Origin of the sequence: Pseudonocardia bannensis, from assembly GCF_012911875.1 — a bacterium.
Lineage (GTDB): Bacteria > Actinomycetota > Actinomycetes > Mycobacteriales > Pseudonocardiaceae > Pseudonocardia > Pseudonocardia bannensis.
Window position 1 is genome coordinate 18,224 of sequence record NZ_JAAXKZ010000021.1, and the last position, 24,554, is coordinate 42,777.

The 24,554-nt window shown below is 72.4% G+C and carries 22 protein-coding genes and 1 tRNA gene; 10 read left to right on the forward strand and 13 right to left on the reverse strand.

The genetic code is table 11. The features are described from left to right. Positions 1 to 213 precede the first annotated feature (213 nt). Positions 214 to 702 (forward strand): DUF3145 domain-containing protein, encoded by a 489-nt coding sequence (locus tag HF519_RS08450; protein WP_169411892.1) that lies wholly within the window; start codon positions 214 to 216, stop codon positions 700 to 702. Here the strand turns inward: HF519_RS08450 and HF519_RS08455 are convergent. Both HF519_RS08455 and HF519_RS08460 read right to left on the reverse strand, forming a co-directional pair. Beyond that, the gene (locus tag HF519_RS08455; RefSeq protein ID WP_169411894.1) at positions 699 to 2,123 is read right to left on the reverse strand and encodes a hypothetical protein; all 1,425 of its coding nucleotides are present in this window, start codon (positions 2,121 to 2,123) and stop codon (positions 699 to 701) included. The two genes, HF519_RS08450 and HF519_RS08455, sit on opposite strands and share 4 nt — an antisense overlap. A 4-nt stretch (positions 2,124 to 2,127) precedes the next feature. Next, the gene (locus HF519_RS08460) at positions 2,128 to 3,108 is read right to left on the reverse strand and encodes an NAD-dependent epimerase/dehydratase family protein (RefSeq protein ID WP_169411896.1); all 981 of its coding nucleotides are present in this window, start codon (positions 3,106 to 3,108) and stop codon (positions 2,128 to 2,130) included. A 53-nt stretch (positions 3,109 to 3,161) separates the two neighbouring features. On the opposite strand from HF519_RS08460, the gene HF519_RS32755 reads away from it, so the two are divergent. After that, positions 3,162 to 4,883, forward strand: coding sequence for a lysylphosphatidylglycerol synthase domain-containing protein (locus tag HF519_RS32755; protein ID WP_169411898.1), 1,722 nt, complete (start codon positions 3,162 to 3,164; stop codon positions 4,881 to 4,883). A gap of 133 nt (positions 4,884 to 5,016) precedes the next feature. Here the strand turns inward: HF519_RS32755 and HF519_RS08470 are convergent, their stop codons facing one another. Continuing rightward, positions 5,017 to 6,555, reverse strand: coding sequence for a protoporphyrinogen/coproporphyrinogen oxidase (locus HF519_RS08470; RefSeq protein WP_169411900.1), 1,539 nt, complete (start codon positions 6,553 to 6,555; stop codon positions 5,017 to 5,019). A gap of 94 nt (positions 6,556 to 6,649) precedes the next feature. On the opposite strand from HF519_RS08470, the gene HF519_RS08475 reads away from it, so the two are divergent. Beyond that, positions 6,650 to 7,210, forward strand: a complete 561-nt coding sequence (locus tag HF519_RS08475; RefSeq protein WP_169411902.1) for a hypothetical protein — start codon at positions 6,650 to 6,652, stop codon at positions 7,208 to 7,210. Positions 7,211 to 7,472: 262 nt separating this feature from the next. On the opposite strand, the gene HF519_RS08480 is transcribed toward HF519_RS08475, so the two are convergent. From HF519_RS08480 to HF519_RS08505, 6 genes are all read right to left on the reverse strand, one after another. Then, positions 7,473 to 8,909, reverse strand: coding sequence for an acyl-CoA carboxylase subunit beta (locus HF519_RS08480; RefSeq protein WP_169411904.1), 1,437 nt, complete (start codon positions 8,907 to 8,909; stop codon positions 7,473 to 7,475). Between the two features lie 84 nt (positions 8,910 to 8,993). Continuing rightward, positions 8,994 to 10,232 carry a beta-ketoacyl-[acyl-carrier-protein] synthase family protein gene (locus HF519_RS08485; protein ID WP_169411906.1) on the reverse strand — a complete coding sequence of 413 codons (1,239 nt, stop codon included), beginning with the start codon at positions 10,230 to 10,232 and terminating at the stop codon, positions 8,994 to 8,996. A gap of 34 nt (positions 10,233 to 10,266) precedes the next feature. Beyond that, positions 10,267 to 10,509, reverse strand: a complete 243-nt coding sequence (locus HF519_RS08490; RefSeq protein WP_169411907.1) for an acyl carrier protein — start codon at positions 10,507 to 10,509, stop codon at positions 10,267 to 10,269. A 50-nt stretch (positions 10,510 to 10,559) separates the two neighbouring features. Further along, complete coding sequence (locus HF519_RS08495) at positions 10,560 to 11,549, reverse strand: beta-ketoacyl-ACP synthase III (RefSeq protein ID WP_169411910.1); 990 nt, start codon at positions 11,547 to 11,549, stop codon at positions 10,560 to 10,562. Then, the gene (locus tag HF519_RS08500; RefSeq protein WP_169411912.1) at positions 11,546 to 12,478 is read right to left on the reverse strand and encodes an ACP S-malonyltransferase; all 933 of its coding nucleotides are present in this window, start codon (positions 12,476 to 12,478) and stop codon (positions 11,546 to 11,548) included. Before HF519_RS08500 ends, HF519_RS08495 begins: the two co-directional genes overlap by 4 nt. A 183-nt stretch (positions 12,479 to 12,661) precedes the next feature. Next, positions 12,662 to 13,933, reverse strand: a complete 1,272-nt coding sequence (locus HF519_RS08505; RefSeq protein WP_312859988.1) for a PucR family transcriptional regulator — start codon at positions 13,931 to 13,933, stop codon at positions 12,662 to 12,664. Positions 13,934 to 14,034: 101 nt separating this feature from the next. On the opposite strand from HF519_RS08505, the gene HF519_RS08510 reads away from it, so the two are divergent. Further along, positions 14,035 to 14,817: a pirin family protein gene (locus tag HF519_RS08510; RefSeq protein WP_169411914.1), complete on the forward strand. Its 783-nt coding sequence runs from the start codon at positions 14,035 to 14,037 to the stop codon at positions 14,815 to 14,817. 203 nt (positions 14,818 to 15,020) lie between these two features. Here the strand turns inward: HF519_RS08510 and HF519_RS08515 are convergent, their stop codons facing one another. After that, complete coding sequence (locus HF519_RS08515) at positions 15,021 to 15,227, reverse strand: cold-shock protein (protein ID WP_075941971.1); 207 nt, start codon at positions 15,225 to 15,227, stop codon at positions 15,021 to 15,023. Positions 15,228 to 15,514: 287 nt separating this feature from the next. After that, the gene (gene aceE / locus HF519_RS08520) at positions 15,515 to 18,307 is read right to left on the reverse strand and encodes a pyruvate dehydrogenase (acetyl-transferring), homodimeric type (RefSeq protein WP_169411915.1); all 2,793 of its coding nucleotides are present in this window, start codon (positions 18,305 to 18,307) and stop codon (positions 15,515 to 15,517) included. Positions 18,308 to 18,496: 189 nt separating this feature from the next. Between aceE and HF519_RS08525 the strand changes: the two genes are divergently transcribed. The 6 genes from HF519_RS08525 to HF519_RS08550 all read left to right on the forward strand — a co-directional run bounded on the left by HF519_RS08525 (position 18,497) and on the right by HF519_RS08550 (position 22,249). Further along, positions 18,497 to 18,931, forward strand: a complete 435-nt coding sequence (locus tag HF519_RS08525; RefSeq protein WP_169411916.1) for a DUF3052 domain-containing protein — start codon at positions 18,497 to 18,499, stop codon at positions 18,929 to 18,931. A 175-nt stretch (positions 18,932 to 19,106) separates the two neighbouring features. Then, a complete protein-coding gene (locus HF519_RS08530) occupies positions 19,107 to 19,571 on the forward strand; it encodes a peroxiredoxin (RefSeq protein WP_169411917.1) in 465 nt (154 codons plus the stop codon). Positions 19,572 to 19,608: 37 nt separating this feature from the next. Then, a tRNA-Val gene (locus HF519_RS08535) sits at positions 19,609 to 19,680 on the forward strand. Positions 19,681 to 19,773: 93 nt separating this feature from the next. Then, on the forward strand, positions 19,774 to 21,597 hold the full coding sequence (locus HF519_RS08540) for a tyrosine-type recombinase/integrase (RefSeq protein WP_169411919.1): 1,824 nt from the start codon (positions 19,774 to 19,776) through the stop codon (positions 21,595 to 21,597). Between the two features lie 119 nt (positions 21,598 to 21,716). Further along, entirely contained in the window at positions 21,717 to 21,998 is a 282-nt protein-coding gene (locus tag HF519_RS08545; RefSeq protein WP_169411921.1) for a hypothetical protein, read from the forward strand. A 68-nt stretch (positions 21,999 to 22,066) separates the two neighbouring features. Next, positions 22,067 to 22,249: a hypothetical protein gene (locus tag HF519_RS08550; RefSeq protein ID WP_169411923.1), complete on the forward strand. Its 183-nt coding sequence runs from the start codon at positions 22,067 to 22,069 to the stop codon at positions 22,247 to 22,249. A 160-nt stretch (positions 22,250 to 22,409) separates the two neighbouring features. Here HF519_RS08550 and HF519_RS08555 read toward each other — a convergent pair whose 3' ends face one another. Together HF519_RS08555 and HF519_RS08560 are read right to left on the reverse strand one after the other, a co-directional pair. After that, a complete protein-coding gene (locus tag HF519_RS08555; protein ID WP_169411925.1) occupies positions 22,410 to 22,781 on the reverse strand; it encodes a hypothetical protein in 372 nt (123 codons plus the stop codon). A gap of 280 nt (positions 22,782 to 23,061) precedes the next feature. Then, positions 23,062 to 24,039: a putative endonuclease domain-containing protein gene (locus HF519_RS08560; protein ID WP_169411927.1), complete on the reverse strand. Its 978-nt coding sequence runs from the start codon at positions 24,037 to 24,039 to the stop codon at positions 23,062 to 23,064. Positions 24,040 to 24,554: the final 515 nt, after the last annotated feature.

Here is a 24,554-nt window from a genome sequence, read left to right on the forward strand (position 1 = left end):
CTGCATCGTCCGACAGGCCGAGCGCGACACGCCGAGCGGACCACCCAGTACTGGCAGCAGGCACTGGAATCGGGCAGAGTGACCGCCAGCCAGCGACATCAACTCCCGTATCCGGGCCGGGGGACCCGGCTTACACTCCCTGCCAGCACGGCATTCCACCGCGACGCGAGGACGTAGGGGAAGACGTTCCTCGTCTTGAAGCGGAGGTCTGCAGTGAGCACACGCGGGGTGGTTTTCGTCCACTCGTCGCCGACTGCGGTCTGCCCGCATGTCGAGTGGGCGATCTCAGGCGTACTCGGAACCCGGGTCGCGCTGCAATGGACGCCGCAGCCGGCCGTCCCCGGGCAGCTGCGCGCCGAGTGCACCTGGTACGGCCCGTCCGGCAGTGGCGGTGCGTTGGCGGGCGCCCTGCGCGCGTGGCCGATGCTGCGCTTCGAGGTGACCGAGGAGCCGAGCCCCGGCGTGGACGGCCAGCGGTTCTGCCATGTCCCGTCGCTGGGTCTGTGGAGTGGCCGGACCAGTGCCAACGGCGACATCGTCGTCGGCGAGGACCAGCTTCGTGCGCTGCTCACCGACGTGCCCTCCGGGCAGGTCCCGGGCCGGGTGCGGGATCTGCTGGGATCTGCCTGGGACGACGCCCTCGAGCCCTTCCGGCTGGCCGGGGACGGTGCGCCGGTGACCTGGCTGCACCAGGTCGGCTAGCTCGCCGACGAGGCGTTCCGGCGGCGGGAGCGGCGGCCGTGCCGCCACCCGAGCGCAGCCAGCCCCGCGAGGAGCGCGAAGCCGGCGAGATGGGCCGTCCGGTAGTCGCCGCGCCAGTCCGTGAGCACGGGGCGCAGCAGCCGGTAGACCGGCGCGTCGGCGTCGATGAAGTGCACGACCCACGTCACCTGGCGCAGGTAGCCCTGCACGAGGAACACCACGTAGCCCAGGACCCCCGCCAGGCCGAGCACGAGGCCGCTCACCCGGGCCCACCGCGGGCCGTGATCGAGCCAGTACAGCGTCGCGATCACCGCCAGCGGTAGCACGACCACCAACTGCCGTCCGGGGGACCAGTATCCGTGCATGGTCAGGGCGACGAACGTCGCCACGAACCAGCCGGCGGCGAGCGGGACGGCGAGCGCCGACCAGCCGGGGGGCCGCCGTGCCGCCAGCGCCGCGACCGCGGGGACGGCGAGCAGCCACGCCGGTTGCCACGGGACCAGGCCGAACTCGTGGTCCAGCAGCAGGCCGGCCAGACGCAGGCTGCGCTCGACGTAGTCGGGGTCCACCCCGATCACCGCGAACTCACCGGTCTCGGCGAAATGGTCGCCGCTGGCGTAGACCGTCCAGCCGCCCCAGACGACCCGGTGCACGACCAGATAGAGCACGCCCGAGGCCGCCAGCGCAGCGCTCAGTATCCCGACCTCGCGCCGCTGCCCGCCCCGCCACCAGCGCACCGCGCCGAGCCCGGCCAGTGTGAAGGCCACCAGCCCGTACTTCACCGACAGCCAGGGCAGCGCCGTGACCACCGCGCCCAGCAGCACCAGCTCGCGACGGCGCAGCGGGCCCGTCACCGCGGCCACACCCGCCCCGGCGACCAGCGCGGCCGGGAGCTCGGGGTAGAGCTGTTGACCGTAGGCCGCCAGCGGCAGCGACGCCCCCGCGACCGCGACACCGACGGCCCCGACGCGCGGGCCCACCCCGAACCGGCGCGTCGCCAGCCAGAGCGTCAGCGCGGCGAGCGCCCCCGCCAGGCCGGCCAGTGTCGCCTTCGCGGCCACCCAGCCACCCAGCCCGGCCGGGACGGCCAGGATGATCGGCAGCAGCGGGTCGTGCGGGCTGATCTGGCTGCCGTCCGGTTGGACGACGGTCTCGACGTGGGGCACGACGTCGGCGAACTCGCGCCAGCGCTGCTCGGCCATCTCGTCGGTGATGTCGAGATCTCCGTCCTCGGCGAGCGAGAGCGCGGAGAGGTAGTACTGCTCCTCGTCGACGGCGACATGGGCGGTCTCGAGCGCCCGCACGCCGATGCCGAGTGCCGCGGCCACGGCCGCGACGAGCGCGACGAGCAGCATCGCCCGGCGCAGGCCGGTGTCGGACGGGTAGGTGCGGACGGGCCTGGCCGTCGGTGCCGGCGCCACCGGCTCAGCCCGCCTGCAGCACGGGCTCCGGCGCGGCGGCCCTCTCGACCCCGCTCGTGACCTCGGTCCGGCCGGCCGCCGCGCACGCCACCTGGCGGGCGATCAACCCGTCGATGTCGGTTTGCGGGGCCCAGCCGAGGAGCCCGCGGAGCCGGGTCGTGTCGGCGAGCGTGTGCGGCACCTCGACCAGCTCGGCCGGTTCGACGACGGTGCGCACGTCGATGTCGAGCACGCGACCGAGCGCGGCGACGATCTCGCCGAGCCGCAGCGGCGTGCCGGTGCCGAGGTTGACGGTGCCGATATCGCAGCCCTGCACAGCGAGGGCGCCGAGCTCGACGAGCGCGCGGACGGCGTGGCCGACGTCGGTGATGTCTCGGCTGCGCCGCAGGGAGCCGAACACCCGCAGCGGCTCGCCCGCCTGCGCCGCGGCGATCCAGCGGGACAGGGCCATCCCCGGCCGCTGACCCTCACCGGCGACCGTGAACGGCCTGATCACCGCGACCCGACCACCGGCTTGCGCGCGGGCGGTGCACAGCTGCTCGACGACGACCTTGCTGCGGGCGTAGCCACCGCGGGGCCGCAGCCGGTCGTCCTCGGCGCTGGGACGGCCGCCGCGGCTGCCGCCGTAGACCGACGAGGACGACGCCACCAGCAGCGGGGTGCTCATCGGCACCGCGGCCAGCACCGCTCCGGTGGCGAGCACGTTGTCCCGGTAACGCCACTGCGCGGCGTCGGGCCGGGCGTCGCGCACGTCAGGGCTCCCCGCCAGGTGGTGCACGACGGTGGCCCCGGCGAGGGCCTCGCGCACCTCGGGAGTGTGGTCGAGCAGGTCGGCGGTGATCGTCGTGACCCCAGGTGTGGGAGCCTGCCGGCGGCGGTCGATGCCGATGACGGGACCGTCCTGGGCGAGTGTCGAGACGAGCATCCGGCCCACGAAACCGGCTGAGCCGGTGACCACCGCGACCACACGGCCTCCTGCAACCATGGCTCACCTAGAGATAGGTAAGGCTACTTGACGGTGAACTTACGCTACACACCGTGAAACGCCTCCGCCACGTGGTGGGCCTCGGTATCACCGTCGTCGCCGTGATCTACCTCGTACGTGTCATCGACGGTGCAGCCCTGGGTGACGTGCTCGTCGCGCTGCTCGCCGACCCGGGCGGGCTCGCGCTCGCGCTGGGCTGCTACGCGGCTGCGTTCGGTCTGCGCACGGTGGCGTGGTGCCGGGTACTGCCCGGTCTGGGGGCGGGCCACTCGTGGGCGGGTCTGCACGTGAGCCTGCTCGGAAACCACGTGCTCCCGCTGCGGCTCGGTGAGGTGCTCCGGGTGACCAGCGTGTTGCGTCGCACCCCGCTGCGGGCCGCCCCGGTGATCGCGTCGGCGGTCACGCTGCGGGCGGCCGATCTGATCGCGGTGCTCGGCCTGGCTGCGCTCGCTGCGCCGACGATGCTGGCCGCGCTCGCGCCGGCCTGGGTGCTGGCGGCCGCGGCCGGTGGCCTGGTGCTCGTCGGCGCTCTCGGGATGGCGTGGCTGGGGCGGCTGCGGCGAGCCGGCATGGGAGCGGCCGCGTCGGCGATGTCGGGCGCGTCGGCGAAGCCGGCGGGGGCGGCGCTGCGGCTGCCCGGCCCGGCCGTACTGATCGCCGTCGTGCTGGCCTGGGTGCTCGAGGCGGCCGTCGTGTTCGAGATCGCCCGTATCGCGGGCCATCCGCTGGGGCTGGGCGAGGCCGTCGCGATCACGGCGGTGACGATCGCGGTGCAGGCGGTGGCGGTGACCCCCGGCGGGTTCGGCAGCTACGAGGCAGCGGCCACCGCGGCACTGGTGGCCCTCGGCGTGCCGGCCGGCCCGGCGTTCGCGATCGCCCTCACGACGCACGGGGTCAAGACGGTCTACGCGCTCGTCGTCGGCGGGGTCGCGCTGGCGGTGCCCGGCCCGGGCTACCTCGGCCGGTTTCGGCTGCCGCGGCGGCTCCCGCCGAGACCCGCCCCGATGCTGCCCCCCGACGACGCCCCGGTGGTCGCGTTCCTCCCGGCGCACGACGAGGAGGAGGCCGTCGCCGAGGTGGTGGCCCGGATCCCGGAACGGGTCGCGGGCCGGCGGGTGGTGACGATCGTGGTCGACGACGGCTCCACCGACGCAACGGCCGAACGCGCGGCCGCCGCGGGCGCCCGCGTGGTGTCGTTGCGGCCGAACCAGGGACTGGGTGCGGCGGTCCGCCGCGGGCTCGCCGAGGCGGTGGCGGAACGGCCGGCGGTCGTGGTCTACCTCGACGCCGACGGGGAGTACTTCCCGGAGGACCTCGCCGCCCTGGCCGCTCCGGTGCTCGCCGGTACGGCCGACTACGTGATCGGCTCCCGGTTCACCGGTGAGATCGAGCGGATGCTGGCCCGGCGGCGGCTGGGTAACCAGGTGCTCACGGCCGGGCTGCGCTGGGCCGCGCGGCGGCGCGACCTGACCGACGGCCAGAGCGGCTACCGGGCCTTCTCCCCGGGCGCCGCCGCGGCGGCCGAGATCGTGCACGACTACAACTACGCCCAGGTCCTCACCCTCGATCTGCTCGGCAAGGGCTTTCGCTACGCCGAGGTGCCGATCCGCTACCGCTTCCGCACCACCGGGACCTCGTTCATCAAGCTGGGCCGCTACCTGCGCAAGGTGCTGCCGGCCGTGTACCGGGAGCTCAATCCCGGCCGCGTTCCGGCCTGGACCCCGTCCCCGGTCCCGGCCCCGGCGGAAGCACCAGCGCAGTCGGCCGCGAGCTGAGCCTCCCGCCCAGCCGGCCGTCATCGCGCCGGCCCACCCCCAGCCCGAACCCGCGTCACGAAGGTGGCCCTGGGAACGTCGGATGTCCTCGGGGCCACCTTCGTCACGACAAGGTAGCGGTGCCTCGGCCGGGTCAGTCCTCGACGACGTGCGTGGCGAAGCGTTTGCGCGCCGTGGCCCACGCCTGTTCGTCGAAGCCGGAGCTCGGGCCGGTCAGCGCGTCCACAGCGTCGTAGGCCATCACGAACGCGTGGTGGGTGTTGTCGTGCGCGAAGAGGCCCAGCCGCCCGAACGTCGTCATCCCGGGCAACGAGCTCGCCCACGCGTCGAGTCCGGCGAGCCGGGCACCGAAGCCGGTCTCGTACACCGGGTAGACGTGCCGCAGCCGGCGGGTGACCACGGCGGCGGGGCGGACCGGCGGGAGCCCGGCACGGACGAGATCATCGGCCACCCGGGCGGCGAGATCGTCGTCGGTGGCGTTCCAGATCGCGTCGTCGGGAGCGCACGGTATCTCCGCGCACAACACGGTCCGGTCCGCCGGGTCGTCGGCGCTGTCGCGGTAGTTCGCCGGCTCGGAGACCCGGGTGACCGGCGTGCCGGCGCCCGGCAGGTAGTGCGCGTCGTAGGTCGTCCACGGCCGGCGCCCCTCCAGGACGAGGTAGACCAGCACCATCGCCCGGAACTTCAGGTCCGCCGCGTCGGCGAGAACGTCCGCGGGCGGCCCCGGGTCGACGATCCGGGCGAGCGCGGTGAGAGGAACCGTGGAGAACACGTGCCCGGCCGAGATCGCGGCGCCGCCGTTGGTCCGCACCGTGACCCCGTCCGCCCCCGGGGACAGGCTCACGGCCTCGGTGCGCAACTCGATCCGCGCGCCTGCGTCGGTGGCGGCCGCCGCCACGGCATCGGTGAGCTGGCCGAAGCCGCGCCGGGGATAGCGGAACATCCGGCCCTGCCCGTCACGGGCACCGTGCAGCATCCGCGCGGCGATCTTCCACGGGGTGTCGGCGGTGACCCGGCGACGGGCCTGCTCGGCGTCGATCTCCTCGCCGGAACGGCCCCACAGCTTCTCCGCGAACGGCGCGTACAGCGCGCCGTACAGCCCGGGACCGAGGCTGCGGCGCAGCGCGTCGGCGTAGCTGGCAGGGGGAGCGGAGCGGCGGCGAAGCGGCGCCGCCGCGGTGTCGGCCGCGATCCGGGCGACCAGGCCGCGCGGTAGCCGTCGGACCAGCTCGGCCGGACGCAGTGGGAACCCGACCCACGCCCCGCCGACCTGCAGCCGGCCGTTGCGCGGCCGCAACTGGAGATCGTCGCCGAGCAGGCCGGCCAGGTCGGCGAGCACGCCCGGGTCGATGCTCGGATGCAGCCGGTGGCTGCCGTGGTCGACGCGGATCCCGGCGACGTCGAAGCTCGCGGCCATCCCGCCGACCGCGTCGCCCCGTTCCAGCAGCACCACGCTGCGCCCGGCCCGCGCGGCCCGCCAGGCCGCCGCCAGACCGGCCGGCCCCGCGCCGAGGACGACCAGATCCGCGCCGAGATCACCACCGGGGCCGGTGCCGGGGTCGGCAGGGCGGTCCGTGCCGTGGCCGGCGGCGCGGTCGATTCCGTGATCGGCCGCGTGATCGGTACTGGGACGCGCGCCAGGAGCGGTCGGATCGGCGCCGGGGTCGGTCATGGACGAGACGGTAGGTGGCGCTCCGGCCGGGTGATCGTGCCGGGGTCCGGCGCGGTGGCGCACCGGAATGCCGGGTCTGGGGGAAACTGGTCCAGTGAGGACTGGAGCCGGTCCGCGCGGGACGCTCGCGCTGGCCGTCGGGCTGGCTGCGCTGCTGCTGGCCGGTGGTGTTGCGGCGTGGCTGCTGGGCAGCCGGGTCTTCGACGGCGTCGCCCCGGCCGGTGCGGCGCCGTCGGTGCCTGAGCACGGCGCGGGCTCGGCCACCGTCGAGCTCAGCGCCGACGCGGGTGCGCACCCTGCGGGTGCGGCCGTACGTGCCCAGTTGCAGCGCTACTTCGATGCCATCAACGCCCGCGACTACGCGTCGTGGACCACCACGGTGATGCCCCAGCGGGTCGAGCAGCAGCCCGAGCCGCAGTGGCGGGCGGGCCTGGAGACCACCACCGACGGCACGATCCGCATCGACCGCATCGCCGACCTGGACGGTGGCCGGGTGCTGGTGCTGGTCCGGTTCGTGAGCACGCAGGACCCGGCCGACGCGCCCGCCGACCTGCAGGCCCCGCGGATCTGCTGGCGCGGCGCGCTGCCGATGAGCGGCGACCCTCCCCGGCTGGAGACCGGTCGCGCGGGCAGCCTGCTCAGCGAGGCCTGCTGACGCGTTCCGGTCCAGTGCGCCGTGGCCGGGCCGGGCGACGCCGCGCGTCGCGCAGCGACAGGCAGGCTCCGGCTCCGCCGCCGATCGCGTAGGCCGACCGGCCCACGCCGTGGCCGTCGGGACAGTGGCACCGGGGCGAAGCTGCGGTACGTCGCGATGCCCGCGGCCACGAGACGGGCGAGCCCGGGGAGATCGCCCGCCCGAGCGGTCCGTAGCACCGGCCCACCCACCGGGGCGGATTCCCGGTCCCGCGCCGGGCGCGCTACAGCGGGATGTTGCCGTGCGCTCCGCGGCCGGCCGGGGCGGCGGCCAGCGCCTCGAGCAGCCGCAGCCGTGTCTCGGTGGGGTCGATGACGGCGTCGACGACGCCGATCGCCATCGCCCGGTTCACCCCGCCCGCGATGCGCTCGTGCTCCTCCGCGAGCCGAGTGTGCAGGGCGTCGCGCTCCTCCTCGGGAGCGGCGGCGAGCTTGCGCCGGTGCAGGATCCCCACCGCGGCCTTGGCCCCCATGACGGCCACCTCGGCGTCCGGCCACGCGAACACCGCCGTGGCGCCGAGCGAACGCGAGTTCATCGCGATGTACGCGCCGCCGAACGCCTTGCGGGTCACGAGCGTCACCCGCGGCACCACGGCCTCGGCGAACGCGTGCAGCAGCTTCGCACCGCGGCGCACCACACCGTCCCACTCCTGGCCGACGCCCGGCAGGTAACCCGGGACGTCCACCAGGACCAGCAACGGCACGCCGAACGCGTCGCAGAGCCGGACGAACCGCGAGGCCTTCTCCGCCGACGGGGAGTCGAGGCACCCGCCGAGCCGCAGCGGGTTGTTCGCGATCACGCCGATCGAGCGGCCCCCCAGGCGCCCGAAGCCGATCACGATGTTGGGCGCCCACTTGGCCTGCAGCTCGCTGAAGGCGTCCTGGTCGAGGATGCCGCGCACGAGCGGCCGGACGTCGTAGGCGCGCTGCTTGCGCTCGGGGAGCAGGGCCTTCAGGTCGACCGGGGCGGCGACCGCCCGGGTGTCGTAGATCCCCGGCCGGGCGAAGATGCCGGTGAGGGTCCGGGCGCGTCTCAGCGCGTCGTCCTCGGAGTCGGCGACCACGTGCACGACGCCGGAGCGCTTGCCGTGGGCTACGGGACCGCCCAGGGATTCCTGGTCGATCTGCTCGCCCGTCACGCTGCGCACGACGTCCGGGCCGGTGACGAACACCCGGCCCTCCGGCGCCATGATCACGATGTCGGTCAGTGCCGGCCCGTACGCCGCGCCGCCGGCGGCCGCGCCGAGCACCACCGACAGCTGCGGCACCCGCCCGGAGGCCCGGACCATCGCGGCGAACACCTGGCCGACCGCGTCGAGCGCCTCGACGCCCTCCGCCAGCCGCGCCCCACCGGAGTGCCAGAGCCCGATCACCGGCACGCGCAGGCGTACCGCGGTGTCGATCGCCTCGACGATGTGCCGGCAACCCTCCGAGCCCATCGCCCCGCCCATGACCGTCGCGTCGGTGCAGAACGCGATCACCTTGGCGCCGTCGATGCGGCCGTGCGCGGCGAGCACCCCGGAGGAATCCGGTGCCCGCATCGGGCTGAGCGTGTCCTCGTCGAACAGTGCCCCCAGCCGGGCGAGCGGGTCACGCGGGTCACGCGGTCGCTGCTCCGTGACGGCTGGATCGACGCTGGGGTGGGTGGCCAGGGCGGTCATCCGAACTCCTCGTGGATGGGAGGTGCTCTGCGGTTCGGAACGTGCTCAGCTGCGGGTCAGCACTGCGCCGTGCAGGTGGATGCGTCAGACCTTCGTGAACGCCACGGCGACGTTGTGACCGCCGAAGCCGAACGAGTCGCTCACCGCCGCGGTCAGCTCCATCTTGCGGGGCTCCCCGGCGACCACGTCCAGCTCGACGCCGGGGTCGAGCTCCTCGAGGTTCAGCGTGGCCGGGATGACGCCGTCGCGGATCGACAGCAGCGTGATGATGGACTCGACCGACCCGGCCGCACCGACGAGGTGACCCAGCGCCGACTTCGGCGCCGTGAGCACCGGGTGGTCGCCGAGCGCCTTGCGGACCGCACGCGTCTCGCCCACGTCTCCCGCCACCGTGGAGGTGGCGTGGCAGTTCACGTGCCCGATGTCGGCCGGTTCGAGGCCAGCGTTGCGGACCGCGGCCGCGATGGCCCGGGACTGCCCGATTCCCTCCGGCTCCGGGCCGGTGATGTGGTAGGCGTCGGCGGTGATCCCGGCGCCGGCCAGCCGGCCGTGCACCGTGGCGCCGCGGGCGGCGGCGAACTCGGCGCGCTCCAGGACCATGATCCCGGCGCCCTCACCGAGCACGAAGCCGTCGCGGTTGACGTCGAAGGGCCGGGAGGCCCGCTGCGGGTCGTCGTTGCGCTGGCTCAGCGTCCGGGCCTGCACGAAGCCGGCCACCGTGATGCCGGTGATGCACGCCTCGGCGCCCCCGGCCACCACCACGTCGACCTCGCCGGCGCGCAGCAGCCGCAGGGCCCAGGCCAGGGCCTCGGCCCCGGACGCGCACGCCGACACCGGGGCGTGCACCCCACCCTGGGCGCCGAGCTCGAGGCCGACGTAGGCCGCCGGGCCGTTGGGCATGAGCATCGGCACGGTCAGCGGCGAGACCTTGCGCAGACCGTCGTTCTCCAGCAGGTCGTCCTGGTTGAGCAGGGTGACCGCGCCGCCGATGCCGGTTCCGATGACGACGGCGAGCCGCTCGGGCTCGACCTGCATGTCCTCGCCGCTGCCCAGCCCGGCGTGCGCCCAGGCCTCCTTGGCCGCGATCAGCGCGACCTGCTCGCAGCGGTCCATCCGGCGGGCCTGCACCCGCGGCAGCACCTCGGACGGGTCGACGGCCAGCGGCGCGGCGATCTGCACCGGGAGCTGGTGGCGCTCGACCCATTCGGCGTCGATGCGCCGCACCCCGGAACGGCCTTCGAGGAGCGCGTCCCAGGTCGACGCGACGTCCCCGCCGAGCGGGGTCGTCGCGCCGAGCCCGGTGACGACGACGTCAGTGCTCACGACGCCACCCTGACGAGCAGGTGTCGTGCCGCCATCACTGGTTCTTCGCGATGTAGTCCACCGCGTCGCCCACCGTCTTGAGCTCGGCGAGCTGGTCGTCGGGGATCTTCACACCGAACTTGTCCTCCGCCTGCACGGCGATCTCGACCATCGACAGCGAGTCGATGTCGAGGTCGTCGACGAACGACTTCTCGGCGGTCACGTCGGCGGTGTCGATGCCGGCGACCTCCTCGACGATCTCGGCGAGGCCGGCGAGGATCTCGGTGTTGTCAGCCACGGTGCTTCTCCTTCTGGTGGAAATCCTGGGGTCCGGTGACAGTCGTCGGCTCAGGGGCAGACGACGACCTGTCCCGCGTAGGACAGGCCTGCCCCGAAGCCTACGAGCAGGACGGTCTCGCCCTTACGCACCCGGCCCTCTGCGCGCATGTGATCCAGTGCGAGCGGGATGGAGGCCGAGGACGTGTTGCCCGAGTACACGATGTCGTCGGCCACCCGCATGTCCTCGCGCGCGCCCTTGGCGCGCAGCCGCTTGGCCACCGCCTCGACGATGCGCAGGTTGGCCTGGTGCGGCACGAGCACGTCGATGTCGGCGGGGGTGAGGCCGGCCTGCTCGATCGCGCGCAGCGCCACCGGGGCGATCTTCGTGGTGGCCCACCGGAAGACGGCCTGGCCCTCCTGGTGCAGGGCGTTGTTCTCCGGCAGCACGCGGATGGCGTCGCTCATGTCGCCCGCGCTGCCCCAGGCGACGGGCCCGATGCCGACCTGCTCGGTGTTCGATGCCGCGCCGACCACCGCGGCGCCGGCGCCGTCGGCGAAGATGATGCAGGTCGAGCGGTCGTCCCAGTCGAGCCAGTCGGACAGCTTCTCGGCGCCGATGACCAGCACGTTCTGCGCCGAGCCCGCGCGCACGAGGTCCGACGCGGTGCCGAGGGCGTAGCAGAAGCCCGCGCACGCGGCGTTGAGGTCGAACGCGCCCGGGGCGGTGGCGCCGATCCGGGCGGCGGTCTGGGCGGCGGCGTTGGGGATCGGGTTCGGCATCGTGCAGGTCGCGACGATCACCGTGTCCACGTCGGACGCGGTGAGCCCGGAGTCCTTGATGGCACGGGCGCCGGCCTCCGACGCCATGTCGACGAGGCTCAGATCGGCGGGGGCGATGCGACGTTCGGCGATCCCGACGCGCTCGCGGATCCACTGGTCGCTGGTCTCGACCCGCTCCGCCAGGTCGTCGTTGGTCACCACGTTCTCGGGCTGGAAGCTGCCGAGGCCCAGGATGCGGGCGCCGGGGGCGCCCGGGGCGAGCCGGAACGCCGGGCTCATGACCGGCCCCCGGTGTGCTCGGCGATGAGCTCGACGGCGGCGTCGAGGTCGTCGGGGGTCTTGAGGGCGAGCGTCGCGGTGCCCTTGAGCTCGCGCTTCACCAGCCCCACCAGCGTTCCCGCCGGCGGCAGTTCGATGACCGCGGTCACCCCCAGCTCGCGCAACGTGGCCATGCACTCGTCCCAACGGACCGGACGGGTCACCTGGGCGACCAGCCGGCTCAGCGCGTCGGTTCCCGTCGTGACGACCGTGCCGTCCGCGTTCGACAGCAGGGGCCGGTGCGGATCGGCCGGGTCGATCGATTCCGCGTGTGCGCGCAGGGCCTCCTCGGCCGGGGCCATGAATCGGGTGTGGAACGCCCCGGCCACGGGCAGCCCGATCACGCGGGCCCGCTCCGGCGGGTCCTCGGCCAGCGCGGCCAGCGCCCCGGTCGGCCCGGCGGCGACGATCTGGCCGGCGCCGTTGCGGTTGGCCGGGTCGAGCCCGAGTTCGTCCAGCCGCGCGACGACCTCGTCGGCCTTGCCGCCGAGCACCGCGCTCATCCCGGTGGACTCCAGCGCACACGCGGCGGCCATCTCCCGGCCGCGGACGGCGGCCAGGGCGACCGCGGCGTCGGGGGAGAGGACCCCGGCGACGGCGGCCGCGGCGAGCTCACCCACGGAGTGACCTGCGGTGGGGGCTCCCGCCGGCAGATCGATCTTGGCGGCGAGCCGCTGGGCCGCCAGCAGCGCGGTCGCGACGACCAGCGGCTGGGTCACGGCCGTGTCCTTGATCTCGTCCGCGTCGGCGGTGGTGCCGAGCCGGCGCAGGTCCATCCCCGTGGCCTCGGCCCACGCGTCGAGCGTGCGCTCAGCGGCGGGATCGTCCAACCAGGGGGAGAGCATGCCGGGGGTCTGGGAACCCTGACCGGGCGCGAGGAACGCGATCACGTCCGCGAGCAAACACCGGTCCGGCCCGTGGGCGGCATACCGCCACGTACCAACTCGACCGCGCGGCTTTGGAGGTTTCCTCCAATTCCTGAGCTCTGGGCTGAGCTTCAGCCGGGTCACACGCAGGTGCCTTTGTAGGGTCGAACAGGTGACGGTGGGGCTGAGTCGCGGCTTCGTCGCAGCTCAGAGCGTTGTCGGTTGCTCGCCGGACCGGGCCGCGGCCTGGAGCCGGCCGGCGACGAGCGCCGTCCGGAGCACCAGCGCGTCGCGCGGATCGGTGGGTGTGCGGCCCGTGAGATCACTCACGCGCCGCAGCCGGTAACGCACGGTGTTGGGGTGCACGAACAACGCCCGGGCGCACGACTCCAGGGCACTGCCGCCCTCCAGATAGGCGGCCAGCGTGCGCAGCAGCTCGCCACCGGCGTCCTCGAGCGGGACGACGACGGACTCCACGAGCTGACGGTGCGCCTCCGGGTCGCCCGACATCGCACGCTCCGGCAGCAGATCCTCGGCGTCGACCGGACGGGGCGCCTCCGGCCAGCCCGGAGCGGCCCGCAGCGCGGCGAGCGCGTCCCGGGCGCTGGCGTGCGCCCCGGCCAGGTTCGCGGTCACCGGCCCCATCACCACGGGCCCGGGCCCGAAGTCCTCCGCCAGCCGTCCGATGGGCTGCGGCGCGGAGTGCGGAGCGGCCTCGGGCCGGCCCGGCGGCCGCTCCCCGCCCGGACGCGGCTCGGACAGCAGCACCACCAGCCGGCTGCCCTGCACGCCGACCAGCACCGATCGCCCGATCCGGGCGGCGTGGCGGCGCAGCTCCCCGAGGCGTTCCGGCGGGTTGTCGACCGGTGCACTGCCGACCAGGACCCGGACGGCCGCCGCCGGGTCCCAGCCCAGCGCCGCGGCCCGGGAGACCAGTGCGTCGTCGGCATCGCCGCGCACCACCCCGTCGACGACGAGGGCCTCCAGGCGGGCGTCCCAGGCCCCCCTGGACTCGGCCGCGCTCGCGTAGACCGTGGCGGCGGCGAAGGCGATCTCGCGGCCGAAGCGCAGCACCGCCTCGGCGAGCACCCGGTACTCCGCCTCGTCGGCGGCGAGCGGGGGCAGCCGCTGCTCGAAGACCTCGGTGGCGATGCGCACCAGGTCGACGGTCTGGCGCAGGCTGAGCCGCCGGGCCAGGTCACGCGGGGCGATGCGGAACGCCTCGGCGGTGAGGCGGATCGTCTCCGACGGCTCGCCCAGCCAGGCGACGAAGTTGCTCACCCCGGTCTGGGTCACGAGCAGGACGCCGGCGCGCTGGTCCGCCGGCAGCCGCTCGAACCACGGCTGGCGCTCCTCCATCGCCGCGAGGCACGCGCTGGCCAGGCCGCCTGCGGCGAGTTCGAGGCGGCGCAGGGTCGCGGTCGACACGCCGGTCGGCACGGGCCGGACCGGGGTTGCGCCGACCTCTGCGTGACTCACGTCCGGCAGCATGGCACGCGGGTAGGGCCCGGGGGGAACAACGGGCCGGACCAGGTTGTTGCGGGTGCAACGACCGCGGTTCACGTACGGGAGGTCATCCGATGACGCAGCAACGTTCGACCACGTTGGTCCCCTCGACGGACATCCGGCGGGCCGGCGACCGGGCGCACACCGGGATCGGCTGGCTGGACTCGCGGCACAGCTTCTCCTTCGGCCACCATTACGACCCGGCGAACACCCACTTCGGGCTGCTGCTCGTCAGCAACGACGACGTGGTCCGCGCCGGCACCGGATTCGAGACCCATCCGCACCGCGACATGGAGATCGTCACCTGGGTGCTCGAAGGATCGCTCGTGCACCAGGATTCGACCGGCCGTTCCGGACTGATCTACCCGGGCCTGGCCCAGCGGATGAGTGCCGGCTCGGGGATCCTGCACTCGGAGAAGAACGACTCCTGGCGCCTCGACGGCGCCGCGCCCCGGCACGACGACGACGTGCACTTCGTGCAGATGTGGGTGGTGCCCGACACCGAGGGGATCACCCCGGGTTACGAGCAACTCGACATCTCCGGCCCGCTGGACTCCGGAGATCTCGTCGTCGTCGCCTCGGGCATGCCGAGGCACGCCGATGACCGGGCCATCTCGATCCGGCAGCAGCACGCGGCCCTGTACGCCGCGAGGCTGCGCCCGGCCGGGGCCACGGCACTGCCGAACGCGCCGCTCGTGCACCTGTTCGTGGCCCGCGGCTCGGTCGACCTCGAGGGGGCAGGTTCCCTGCACACCGGGGACGCCGCACGCGTGACCGTGAGCGATGGACAGCGGATCACCGCGGGAGCCGATGGCGCCGAGGTGCTCGTCTGGGAGATGCACTCCACGATCGCATGACCCCGGAGCTCACGGGCCGAGGTACAGAAGGGCTCGGCCCCGTAACGCCACCGGGGCGAGGGGCACAGTAATCCCATGATCACCCGAGCGGCTACCGGTGGGCGGCCGCCCGGGCGACCGGGTGACTCGTCGCCGCCCGACCTCGCGCCGCCGGGCGGCCGGGTGGGCGACGGAGAGCGGGTGCGCGCCGTGTACGCGCCCGCTCAGCCGAGGGGCGTGACCTTGGTGGCCTGCGGGCCCTTCTGGCCCTGCTCGATGTCGAACGAAACGCGCTGACCCTCATCGAGGCTCTTGTAACCGTTGGTCTGGATCGCGGAGTAGTGGACGAACACATCCGCTCCGCCACCGTCGGGAGCGAGGAAGCCGTAGCCCTTCTCGCTGTTGAACCACTTGACGGTGCCCTCTGCCATTCTTGCTCTCCTCGTACCTGGTGCCGGGGCACTCGCCCCCGGCATCGCGCCGCCTGGTCGCTACGGTCCGCGTCCAAGTCGGGACGCCTTTCCGCGATCACGCGAGGTCGGCGTCGGGCGGAGCGTACCGTGTGTTTCCGCTTCTGCCGAGAGTCATCAACCTGTGGATTTATGTCGGGTCTGTACCGCTCTCACGGTGTGTCATTGCACGTTGACGCGTCGGCACGACGACCACGCGCGACCGTCCCGGGACCGAACGGTCTCCGGGACGGTCGCGGACGGTGACCTCAGGCGTCGCCGGAATCGCTCGTCTGCGGGCCGGCGGCCTGCGGGTCGTCGATGCGGTACTTCGCCGCGGCCTCCGCGACGACGGCTCGGTCCACCTCGCCGCGCGCGGCGAGCGTGCCCAGCGCCGCGACGGTGATCGACTCGGCGTCCACGGCGAAGTGCCGGCGGACGGCCGGGCGGGTGTCGGACAGCCCGAACCCGTCGGTGCCGAGTGTGCTGAACGGCGCCGGCACCCATTGCCGGACCAGGTCGGGCACCGCCCGCATCCAGTCCGACACCGCGACGACAGGAGCGTCCGCGTTGTCGCCCCCGCCCAGCTTCTGCTGGATGTAGGGCACCTTCGGCTCGGCCTCGGGGTGCACCAGGTTGTGGTGCTCGGCCTCGACGCCGTCGCGGCGCAGCTCGCCCCACGACGTCACCGACCACACCTCGGCACCGACGCCCCACTGCTCGGCGAGCATGTCGCGCGCCCGGAGCGCCCACGGCAGGGCGACGCCGGAGGCGAGCAGCCGGACCTGCGGGCCCTGCTCGCGATTCGTGCCCACGTAGCGGTAGATGCCCTTCAGCAGGCCCTCGACGTCGAGGTTCTCCGGCTCGGCGGGCTGCACGTACGGCTCGTTGTAGACCGTCAGGTAGTACATGACGTTCTCGCCGGCTCCGTCCGGGCCCGACTCGCCGTACATCCGGCGCAGGCCGTCGCGCACGATGTGCGCCACCTCGAAGGAGAACGCCGGGTCGTAGGCGACCACCGCCGGGTTGGTGCTGGCCAGCACCAGCGAGTGCCCGTCGTTGTGCTGCAGGCCCTCACCGGTCAGCGTGGTCCGCCCCGCGGTGGCCCCGACCAGGAAGCCGCGGGCCATCTGGTCGGCCGCTGCCCAGATCGAGTCACCGGTGCGCTGGAAGCCGAACATCGAGTAGAAGACGTAGACCGGGATCATCGGCTCGCCGTGCGTGGCGTAGGACGTGCCCGCCGCGGTGAACGAGCCCACCGAGCCGGCCTCGTTGATGCCCTCGTGCAGTAGCTGGCCCTGCTCGGACTCCTTGTAGGCCAGCATCAGCGACGCGTCCACGGACGTGTACTGCTGCCCGTGCGGGTTGTAGATCTTCTGGGTCGGGAACATCGAGTCCATCCCGAACGTGCGCGCCTCGTCCGGGATGATCGGCACGAACCGGCCGCCGATCTCCGGGTCCTTGACCAGCTCGCGCAGCAGCCGGACGAAGGCCATGGTGGTGGCCACCTCCTGCTTGCCCGAGCCGCGGCGGACCACGTCGTAGATCTTGTCCCCGGGCAGCACCAACGGCTTGGAGCGGACCCGGCGCTGCGGCACCGGGCCGCCGAGCGCGCGGCGGCGCTCGAGCATGTACTGGATCTCCGGGGCGTCCTCGCCGGGGTGGTAGTACGGCGGCAGGTACGGGTCACGCTCGAGTTCGGAGTCGGGGATCGGGATGCGCTGCTCGTCGCGGAACTGCTTGAGGTCGTCCAGCGAGAGCTTCTTCATCTGGTGCGTGGCGTTGCGACCGGCGAAGTGCGAGCCCAGGCCGTACCCCTTGATCGTCTTGGCCAGGATCACCGTCGGCTGGCCGTGGTGCTCCAGCGCGGCGGCGTAGGCGGCGTAGACCTTGCGGTAGTCGTGCCCGCCACGCTTGAGCCCCCAGATCTGGTCGTCCGAGAGCGGCTTGACCAGCTCCTTGGTCCGCGGGTCGCGGCCGAAGAAGTGCTCGCGGACGAAGGCGCCGTCGTTGGCCTTGTAGGTCTGGTAGTCGCCGTCGGGCGTGGTGTTCATGAGGTTGATCAGGGCGCCGTCACGGTCGGCGTGCAGCAGGGCGTCCCACTCCCGACCCCAGATCACCTTGATCACGTTCCAGCCGGCGCCCCGGAAGAACGACTCCAGCTCCTGGATGATCTTGCCGTTGCCGCGGACCGGGCCGTCGAGGCGCTGCAGGTTGCAGTTCACCACGAAGGTGAGGTTGTCCAGGCCCTCGGTCGCCGCGACGTGGATGAGCCCGCGGGACTCCGGCTCGTCCATCTCGCCGTCGCCGAGGAATGCCCACACGTGCTGGTCGCTGGTGTCGCTGAAGCCGCGCGCGCCCAGGTACCGGTTGAACCGGGCCTGCATGATCGCGTTCATCGGGCCGAGCCCCATCGAGACGGTGGGGAACTCCCAGAAGTCGGGCATCAGCCGCGGGTGCGGGTAGGAGGGCAGGCCGTGGCCGGGGCCGCCGTGGCTGAGCTCCTGGCGGAACCCGTCGAGGCGGTCCGAGGTCAGCCGGCCCTCGAGGTAGGCGCGGGCGTAGACGCCGGGGGAGGCGTGGCCCTGGATGTAGATCTGGTCTCCACCGCTCGGGTGATCTTTGCCCCGGAAGAAGTGGTTGAACCCGACCTCGTAGAGCGTCGCGGACGAGGCGTAGCTCGAGATGTGCCCGCCGACGCTGATGCCCGGCCGTTGTGCGCGGTGCACCGTCATCGCCGCGTTCCACCGGATCCAGCGGCGGTACGCGCGTTCGGCTTCCTCGTCGCCGGGGAACCACGGCTCGCGGTCGGTGGGGATGGTGTTCACATAGTCCGTGCTGGTCAGCGACGGGACGCCGACGTGGCGCTCACGGGCGCGCTGCAGCATGCGGAGCATCAGGTAGCGGGCGCGCTGCTGCCCGGCGGCGTCGAGGACCGCGTCGAAGGAGTCCAGCCACTCGGCCGTCTCCTCGGGATCGATGTCCGGGAGGTGGGCTGCGAGCCCGTCCCGGATGACGTGCACCCGGCGAGGGGTGTCGCTGTTGGTGGTCGGCCCGGTCAAGGGATCTCCCTGCGTGGCGTTGTTCGAGGTCGGTTCTGTTCTTGCGGGTGTGCCCCCTATCGTGCCCCTCTGCCGCGTGATCTCGAAACGGCGGTTGCGCGGGGCTGTGTCGGCGTGTTCGGATTCCGCATCCGAACTCGGTCAGCGCGCCTGGTCCGAGGGAACTCGAGAGCGAAAAGGGGTACACGCGTGGTCGCCGCGGAAGATGCCGGACGCACGTCCGACATCGCGGGCAAGCTCGGCATCGAGCCGGGCATGGTCGTCCAGGAACTCGGTTGGGACTCCGACGTCGACGAGGCGGTGCGTGACGCCGTCGAGGAACGTAGCGGGGACGAGCTGCTCGACGAGGATGCGGTCGACGTCATCGACGTCGTGCTGCTGTGGTTCCGGGAGGGCGACGGCGATCTCGTCGACGCCCTGGTCGATGCCCGCGGCTCGCTCGCCGACAGCGGTGTGGTCTGGGTGCTGACGCCCAAGACCGGCCGCCCGGGACACCTCGAGCCCAGCGAGATCGCCGAGGCTGCGCCGACCGCAGGGCTCGCGCAGACCTCCAACGTGAGCGTGAGCGAGGACTGGGCCGGCGCCCGGCTGGCAGCGCCGAAGACGGGCAAGTCCAAGCGCTGAGGGCCGCGCCGCCATCCGGCTGCCGAGGGTGCTCTCGGGGTGTCCTCGCCGCCCCGCCCGTGGTGAACACCCCGGACCTGTGGGGCGGCGGACCGCGGTGGCCTAGGCTCGTCGATGTTGCCGCCGCCCGTCCGGGTCCGGCGGAAGAGTAGGCATGCCGAGGAGAGATCTGACCATGGCGCCCGCGGTGGGAACCGAAGCTCCCGACTTCACGCTCAAGGACCAGAACAACCAGGAGGTCACGCTGTCGTCCTTCCGGGGCGAGCGTGCCGTCCTGGTCGTGTTCTACCCGTTCGCCTTCTCGGGCATCTGTACCGGCGAGCTGTGCGCGGTCCGGGACGACCTGTCCAGCTACCAGAACGACGACGTGCAGATCCTCGCCGTCTCGGTCGACCACCCCTTCACGCTGAAGGCGTGGTCCGAGGACCAGGGCTACGAGTTCCCGCTGCTCGCCGACTTCTGGCCGCACGGCTCCGTCGCCGAGAAGTACGGGGTCTTCAACTCCGAGAAGGGCTTCGCGCTGCGCGGCACCTTCCTGGTCGACAAGGACGGCATCGTGCGGTTCGCCGAGGTCAACGGCCCCGGCGAGGCGCGTGAGCAGGAGGGCTGGAAGAAGGCCGTGTCCGAGCTCGCGGCCTGATCATCCTACGCCCGGGCCTGTTCCGGCCCGGGCGCACGGGCGCGTAGCTCAGCGGGAGAGCACTCGGCTTACACCCGAGCGGTCGCAGGTTCGATCCCTGCCGCGCCCACCCTCTCCGACCAGGTCAGACGCCTGCGCGACCCGCTCAGCCCGGGCGTGTCGTGACATCAAACATGACATCAACGCTCTTAGCGTCGCTTCCATGGCGACCAAGAAGGCCGGTCGGACGCGGGCCCGCGGGAGCATCGACGAGCTGCCCAGCGGCGGTCTCCGCGTGCGCGTGTACGCGGGCTGGGACACCGTCACGGGGCGCCGCCACTACCTGACGGAGATCATCAAGCCCGGCCCTCGAGCCCGCGCCCAGGCCGAGGCGGCGCGCACCCGGATGCTCAACGAGGTCGACGAGCGCCGGAGCCCGCGGACCTCGGCCACGGTCGACCAGCTCCTCGACCGCTACCTCGAGATGATCGACGTCAGCGCCAGCACGCACCTCATGTACACGCGGTACCTCGAGAACCACGTTCGCCCGTTCATCGGCGGCGTGAAGGCCGGCGCCGTCGGTCCCGACGTCCTCGACTCCCTGTACGCCGAGCTCCGCCGCTGCCGGATCCACTGCCGGCCGAAGAGTCGGCAGGTCGACCATCGCACCCCGCAGGCGCACGAGTGCGACGAGCGGTGTGGGCCGCACGTGTGCAAGCCGCTGTCGAACACGACGATCAGACATGTCCACCACATCCTGAACGCCGCCTTCAAGAAGGCCGTCCGCTGGCGCTGGATCGCGACCAGTCCGGTGACGCAGGCCGAAGCGCCGCCGCCGAAGCCGCCGGATCCGCGGCCGCCGACGCCGGCGGAGGCGGCGAAGCTGATCGAGGAGGCGTCGTTGGATCCGGACTGGGGCGCGCTGGTCTGGTTCACCATGACGACGGGTGCGCGGCGAGGCGAGGTCTGCGCGCTGCGGTGGCGCAACGTGGACCTCGAGCAGAGCCTGGTCGAGATCCGCCGGGCTCTCGCCACTGACGGCCGCAGCAACCTGGTGGAGAAGGATACGAAGACCCACCAGCAGCGCCGCGTCACGATCGACGCCGAGACACAAGCGGTCCTGACCGAGCATCGGGCCCGTGCAGAGGAGGCGGCGGCGCAGGTCGGCAAGCTGCTCACTGGGCAGGCGTTCGTGTTCTCGCAGGCGCCGGACAGCAGCGAGCCGTTGGTGCCGTCGTCGGTGGGGCAGCGCTACACACGGATGGCCAAGCGGCTCGGGATCGAGACGCACTTCCACGCGCTGCGGCACTACTCGGCGACCGAACTGATCGCCGCAGGCATGGACGTCCGGACCGTCGCCGGCCGGCTCGGGCACTGTGGCGGTGGCATCACCACGCTTCGGGTCTACAGCGCCTGGCTGGCCGAGGCCGACCAGCGCGCGGCGGCGGGCATCGCCGCCCGTCTGCCGGACCGGCCCCGACCGGCTGCGTCGGCGAGCGAGCGGGCGAAGACGGCGCCGCGGCTTCCGTTCGAGAAGGTTGCCTCCTCGATCCGCCTGCAGATCCTGACCGGTGAGCTCGTACCCGGTGATCAGCTGCTTGCCGTGAACGCGCTGGCGAAGCAGCACGGGGTGGGCGTCGGCACCGTGTACAGAGCGCTGCAGCTCCTCGAGGAGTGGGGCCTGGTCCTGCTGAAGAGCGGAGGCCGCCCGATCGTCCTCGAGACCGCGGAGATCGACGACCAGCCAGAGACCTCCGTCGAGAAGCCGTCATCGGAGACGGAAGGCGTGCCCGCCCCTCCTGCTTCGTCGTTGGCGAGCGCCGTGCGGCTTCTTGACTTCGTCGTCAGGCGCCGCGGCTACGTAATAGCCGACTTCTCCGCCGAGGCCGACCCGAACAACGCCTCGCAATTGCGCCAGCTTCTGATCGACGCCGTTCGCCGCGACGGCCGTGACCCGAGCGACCTCGGCGACTTCACCATGGAGGTCGCCGACCCCGAGCTGAAGGAGCGCCTCCGCACCTTTGTTGCGCCGAGCACGGCTTCCTGAGGCTCGCTCGACCTTGTGCGGCCGAAGAGTGACATGCCGCGGCTGGCGACGACAGGTGCAACGCGGCGCCGTACGATCTCGAACATGCGTTCGAGTATGAGGCGGTGCCCATGCGCAGGATGGCCAAGCCCGTCTACGTCGACCTGTGGTGCGTCTACGGCCCCCAGGAGCGACGGAACATCGACCTCAGCAAGCCCGGGGTGCTCGACGTCGCCGGCGTCGTGAACGGCGAGCTCCACTCGTGGTTCCGCGGGCTCGACGCGCGCTGGTACGGGCTTGTCTCGTTCCCCATCATGTGGGCGTCGCGGAACCCCTCGTCGGGCCTGACTCTCGTGGACCAGCTCGTCCCGGCCGAGGCGTTGAAGCTCCGCCGCTACAACGGCCAGACGTACCGGAGCTAAGCGATGAGCCCCAAAGAGGTGAGTCAGCCGACGGCATCCGCCGCTGTACGGAGAAAGTTGATCCTGACGTGAGCGACGCGGAGCAGGCTGAGGAGATCCCGACGGTCCGGACCCGCCTCGAGGCGATGCTGTCGGAAGAGCGAATCGCCGCGCACCTCGAGCGAAAGGTGATCAAGCTCGACGGGATGGTCGTCGAGGACCTCGACACACCGGCCCCGCCGGGAACAAGGATTGTCTTCGGCGGATCCTAACTCCGTCTGCTTCCGCCGCGGGCTGGGCTGCGGGCGGGTGCTCCCACGACGCGGGAGGCGGTCTCCTGGTGCTGTCCGACCCTCGCCAGATCAGCACCAGGAGTGCGCGCGCTGCGCGTCGGGGCCGGCGAGGCGTGTTGCCGGATGCTTCGCTGAGCGGCTACTCGTCCCCGGGGAGCTTGATGCATTGCACAGCGAGGATGAGCGCGATGAGGTCGGCGGCGCTGCCCAGCAGGGCTGGCGCGTTGGCGGCGAGTAGGGGGCCGACGAGCAGCGTGCTGATCAGCAGCAGCCGCCGAGCCTCGGCGTTGGTGTCGCGCTGCGCCTGCGCTGCGGTCTCAGCGGCGCCCGGCGCCATCGGTGGCCGCAGCATATCGGCAAGCTCGTTGTCCTCGATGACGAGCTCGTCCTCGTCCAGCTCCCCGAGCCGCTCGACGACCTGGCGGATGTCGGGGTGCTGCACGATGTCCGCGAGCGACTCCTCGAGCTCCTCGAGACGGCTGAGTTCTTCGTCTGTGAGCGGGTTGCCCACGTCGGGGATCTCGACGCGCGACAGAGCCTCGACGAAGGCCGTGGTGAGGGACGGCCTCGGAAAGGCGAGCGGCTCGATCGCGACCTTCAGTGCCGGCGAGGGCGCCTGCAGGGCCGCTAGGGAGTTCGCGAAGGCGGTGAGCCCGGCGGGCCTGGCCGCCAGCTCGAGCCCTTTCGCCAGGTCCGTGATCGGCCGCCGGACTGGCGCAACGCGCCGTGACTGGACGGCGCACTAACCGGTGTGCCGCTCGTTGGTCGCCGAACGGACAAATGGCGCGGCGTCAGGAGCGATGCCGCTCGAGCAGCGCGTCGAAGAACTCGTTGAGCATGCCGGCGCTAGCAACCTTGTCGATTAGCTCGTACCCGCCGATGCGGTAGACCTCGTAGCCAGCGAGCCGGAGCCGACGATCCTCTTGGACCATGCGCGCGTACTGGGCGGGATCCGCCCGGCCGGCGCCGTCCGCGTAGTGCTGCACGCCGTCGAGCTCGATGACCACCCGGACGTTCCTAGGGAACAGGAGTAGGAAGTCCATCCGCTGCCGCACGAGCGCACCGGGGCGCTCGCCGAGCTGGCGGCGGGTGTAGGGGTCGTAGTGCAGGTAGACCTGCGGGATCAGGGCGGGAACTTCGAAGCCGACTCTTCCGTAGCGCTCGCAGTAGGTCCGGAAGATTAGCTTCTCGGCGTCGTTGTCGAGCGACCGCAGAAGTCGGTCGTATAGGTCGCGACCCCGGGCGCGCTCGTCGCCGGCGGGCGACGCCGTCTCGGTCCACCAGTCGACCAGGTCGCGCCATGTCAAGCCGTTCCCACCAAGGGGGCGGCCGTAGACGAGGCAGTACTCGCGGTTCTCGACGACCTCGATGACGTTGTTGATCGCGTCTCTCAGCACGATCCGCGGCTTCGGGCCGTCTGCGGCGAAGATCAGGTTCTTGAGGTCGCCGTCGACGCCGTTCGTGCCGAACCGGCTAACGACCGCCGCAAGGTCGGTGTCGCCGTACTCCTCGACGACCTTGCGCGCGACATCGATCATCTCGGGGATCGACTTCGACATGAGGCGCTGCCTCACGTATCGACGCTTGCTCGCCATCGGGCTGTCGTTGTCGTCCTGGGGCGGATCGAGGCCGAGAAGGTTGACACAGACTGCGGCCAGGTCGTTGGCGCTCTCTCGCGCCCACAGTACCTCCGCGATGGCGTCGCGAAGATCAGCACGGCTCGCTGCGAGCCCCGTCGACCGGGGACTCTCCGGCTGGCGCTCGAGCATCAGGGGAACCTATCGACCGACCTTCACAGGCCCGGGTGGCCCGTCGTGCATCCACTTGTGGAGCACCTCAAGCATGCGAGCCCTCGACCAGCCGCCGCGCGAGCGCCGCCGCGCCGAGCTTCTCCAGCCGCCGGGAGCACCTCGACCAGGCGCGAGCCGACGTGCTGGTTCCCCACCGCTAAACCGAACCGAAGATCGCGCGCCAGCCGTCACGACCACGCCAGCGGGCGTGACCTGACCCCGGTATGGCTGCAGCTTCGCGCTGCAGTCGACCGACCTCTGGCCGGACTGTGACATCGGTGGTGGGCCGCTTACTCCGCCCGGTCTCACAGGCAAGGGTGCTGCGCATCGGCTTCGCCGACGACCTGGCGGTCGCCCGTGCCCGCGAGCCTCGCCGGGCGGAGTTGGGCGCGGAGGGCAAGGGCGGGCGCTCCGCACCGCGCCCCGCAGCCAGCCCACCACAACGACAAGAACCGACCTGCTGCTCGGGCTGGTTGCCGAACTCGTCGGGAGGC

What these genes read in the sequence shown, in the direction of transcription:
- HF519_RS08515 (WP_075941971.1), bottom strand. Translation starts at nt 15,227, where the DNA reads ATGGCAGAGGGCACCGTCAAGTGGTTCAACAGCGAGAAGGGCTACGGC.
- HF519_RS08460 (WP_169411896.1), bottom strand. Translation starts at nt 3,108, where the DNA reads ATGGTTGCAGGAGGCCGTGTGGTCGCGGTGGTCACCGGCTCAGCCGGT.
- HF519_RS08530 (WP_169411917.1), top strand. Translation starts at nt 19,107, where the DNA reads ATGGCGCCCGCGGTGGGAACCGAAGCTCCCGACTTCACGCTCAAGGAC.
- HF519_RS08470 (WP_169411900.1), bottom strand. Translation starts at nt 6,555, where the DNA reads ATGACCGACCCCGGCGCCGATCCGACCGCTCCTGGCGCGCGTCCCAGT.
- HF519_RS08540 (WP_169411919.1), top strand. Translation starts at nt 19,774, where the DNA reads ATGGCGACCAAGAAGGCCGGTCGGACGCGGGCCCGCGGGAGCATCGAC.
- HF519_RS08545 (WP_169411921.1), top strand. Translation starts at nt 21,717, where the DNA reads ATGGCCAAGCCCGTCTACGTCGACCTGTGGTGCGTCTACGGCCCCCAG.
- HF519_RS08560 (WP_169411927.1), bottom strand. Translation starts at nt 24,039, where the DNA reads ATGCTCGAGCGCCAGCCGGAGAGTCCCCGGTCGACGGGGCTCGCAGCG.
- HF519_RS08510 (WP_169411914.1), top strand. Translation starts at nt 14,035, where the DNA reads ATGACGCAGCAACGTTCGACCACGTTGGTCCCCTCGACGGACATCCGG.
- HF519_RS08495 (WP_169411910.1), bottom strand. Translation starts at nt 11,549, where the DNA reads ATGAGCCCGGCGTTCCGGCTCGCCCCGGGCGCCCCCGGCGCCCGCATC.
- HF519_RS08480 (WP_169411904.1), bottom strand. Translation starts at nt 8,909, where the DNA reads ATGACCGCCCTGGCCACCCACCCCAGCGTCGATCCAGCCGTCACGGAG.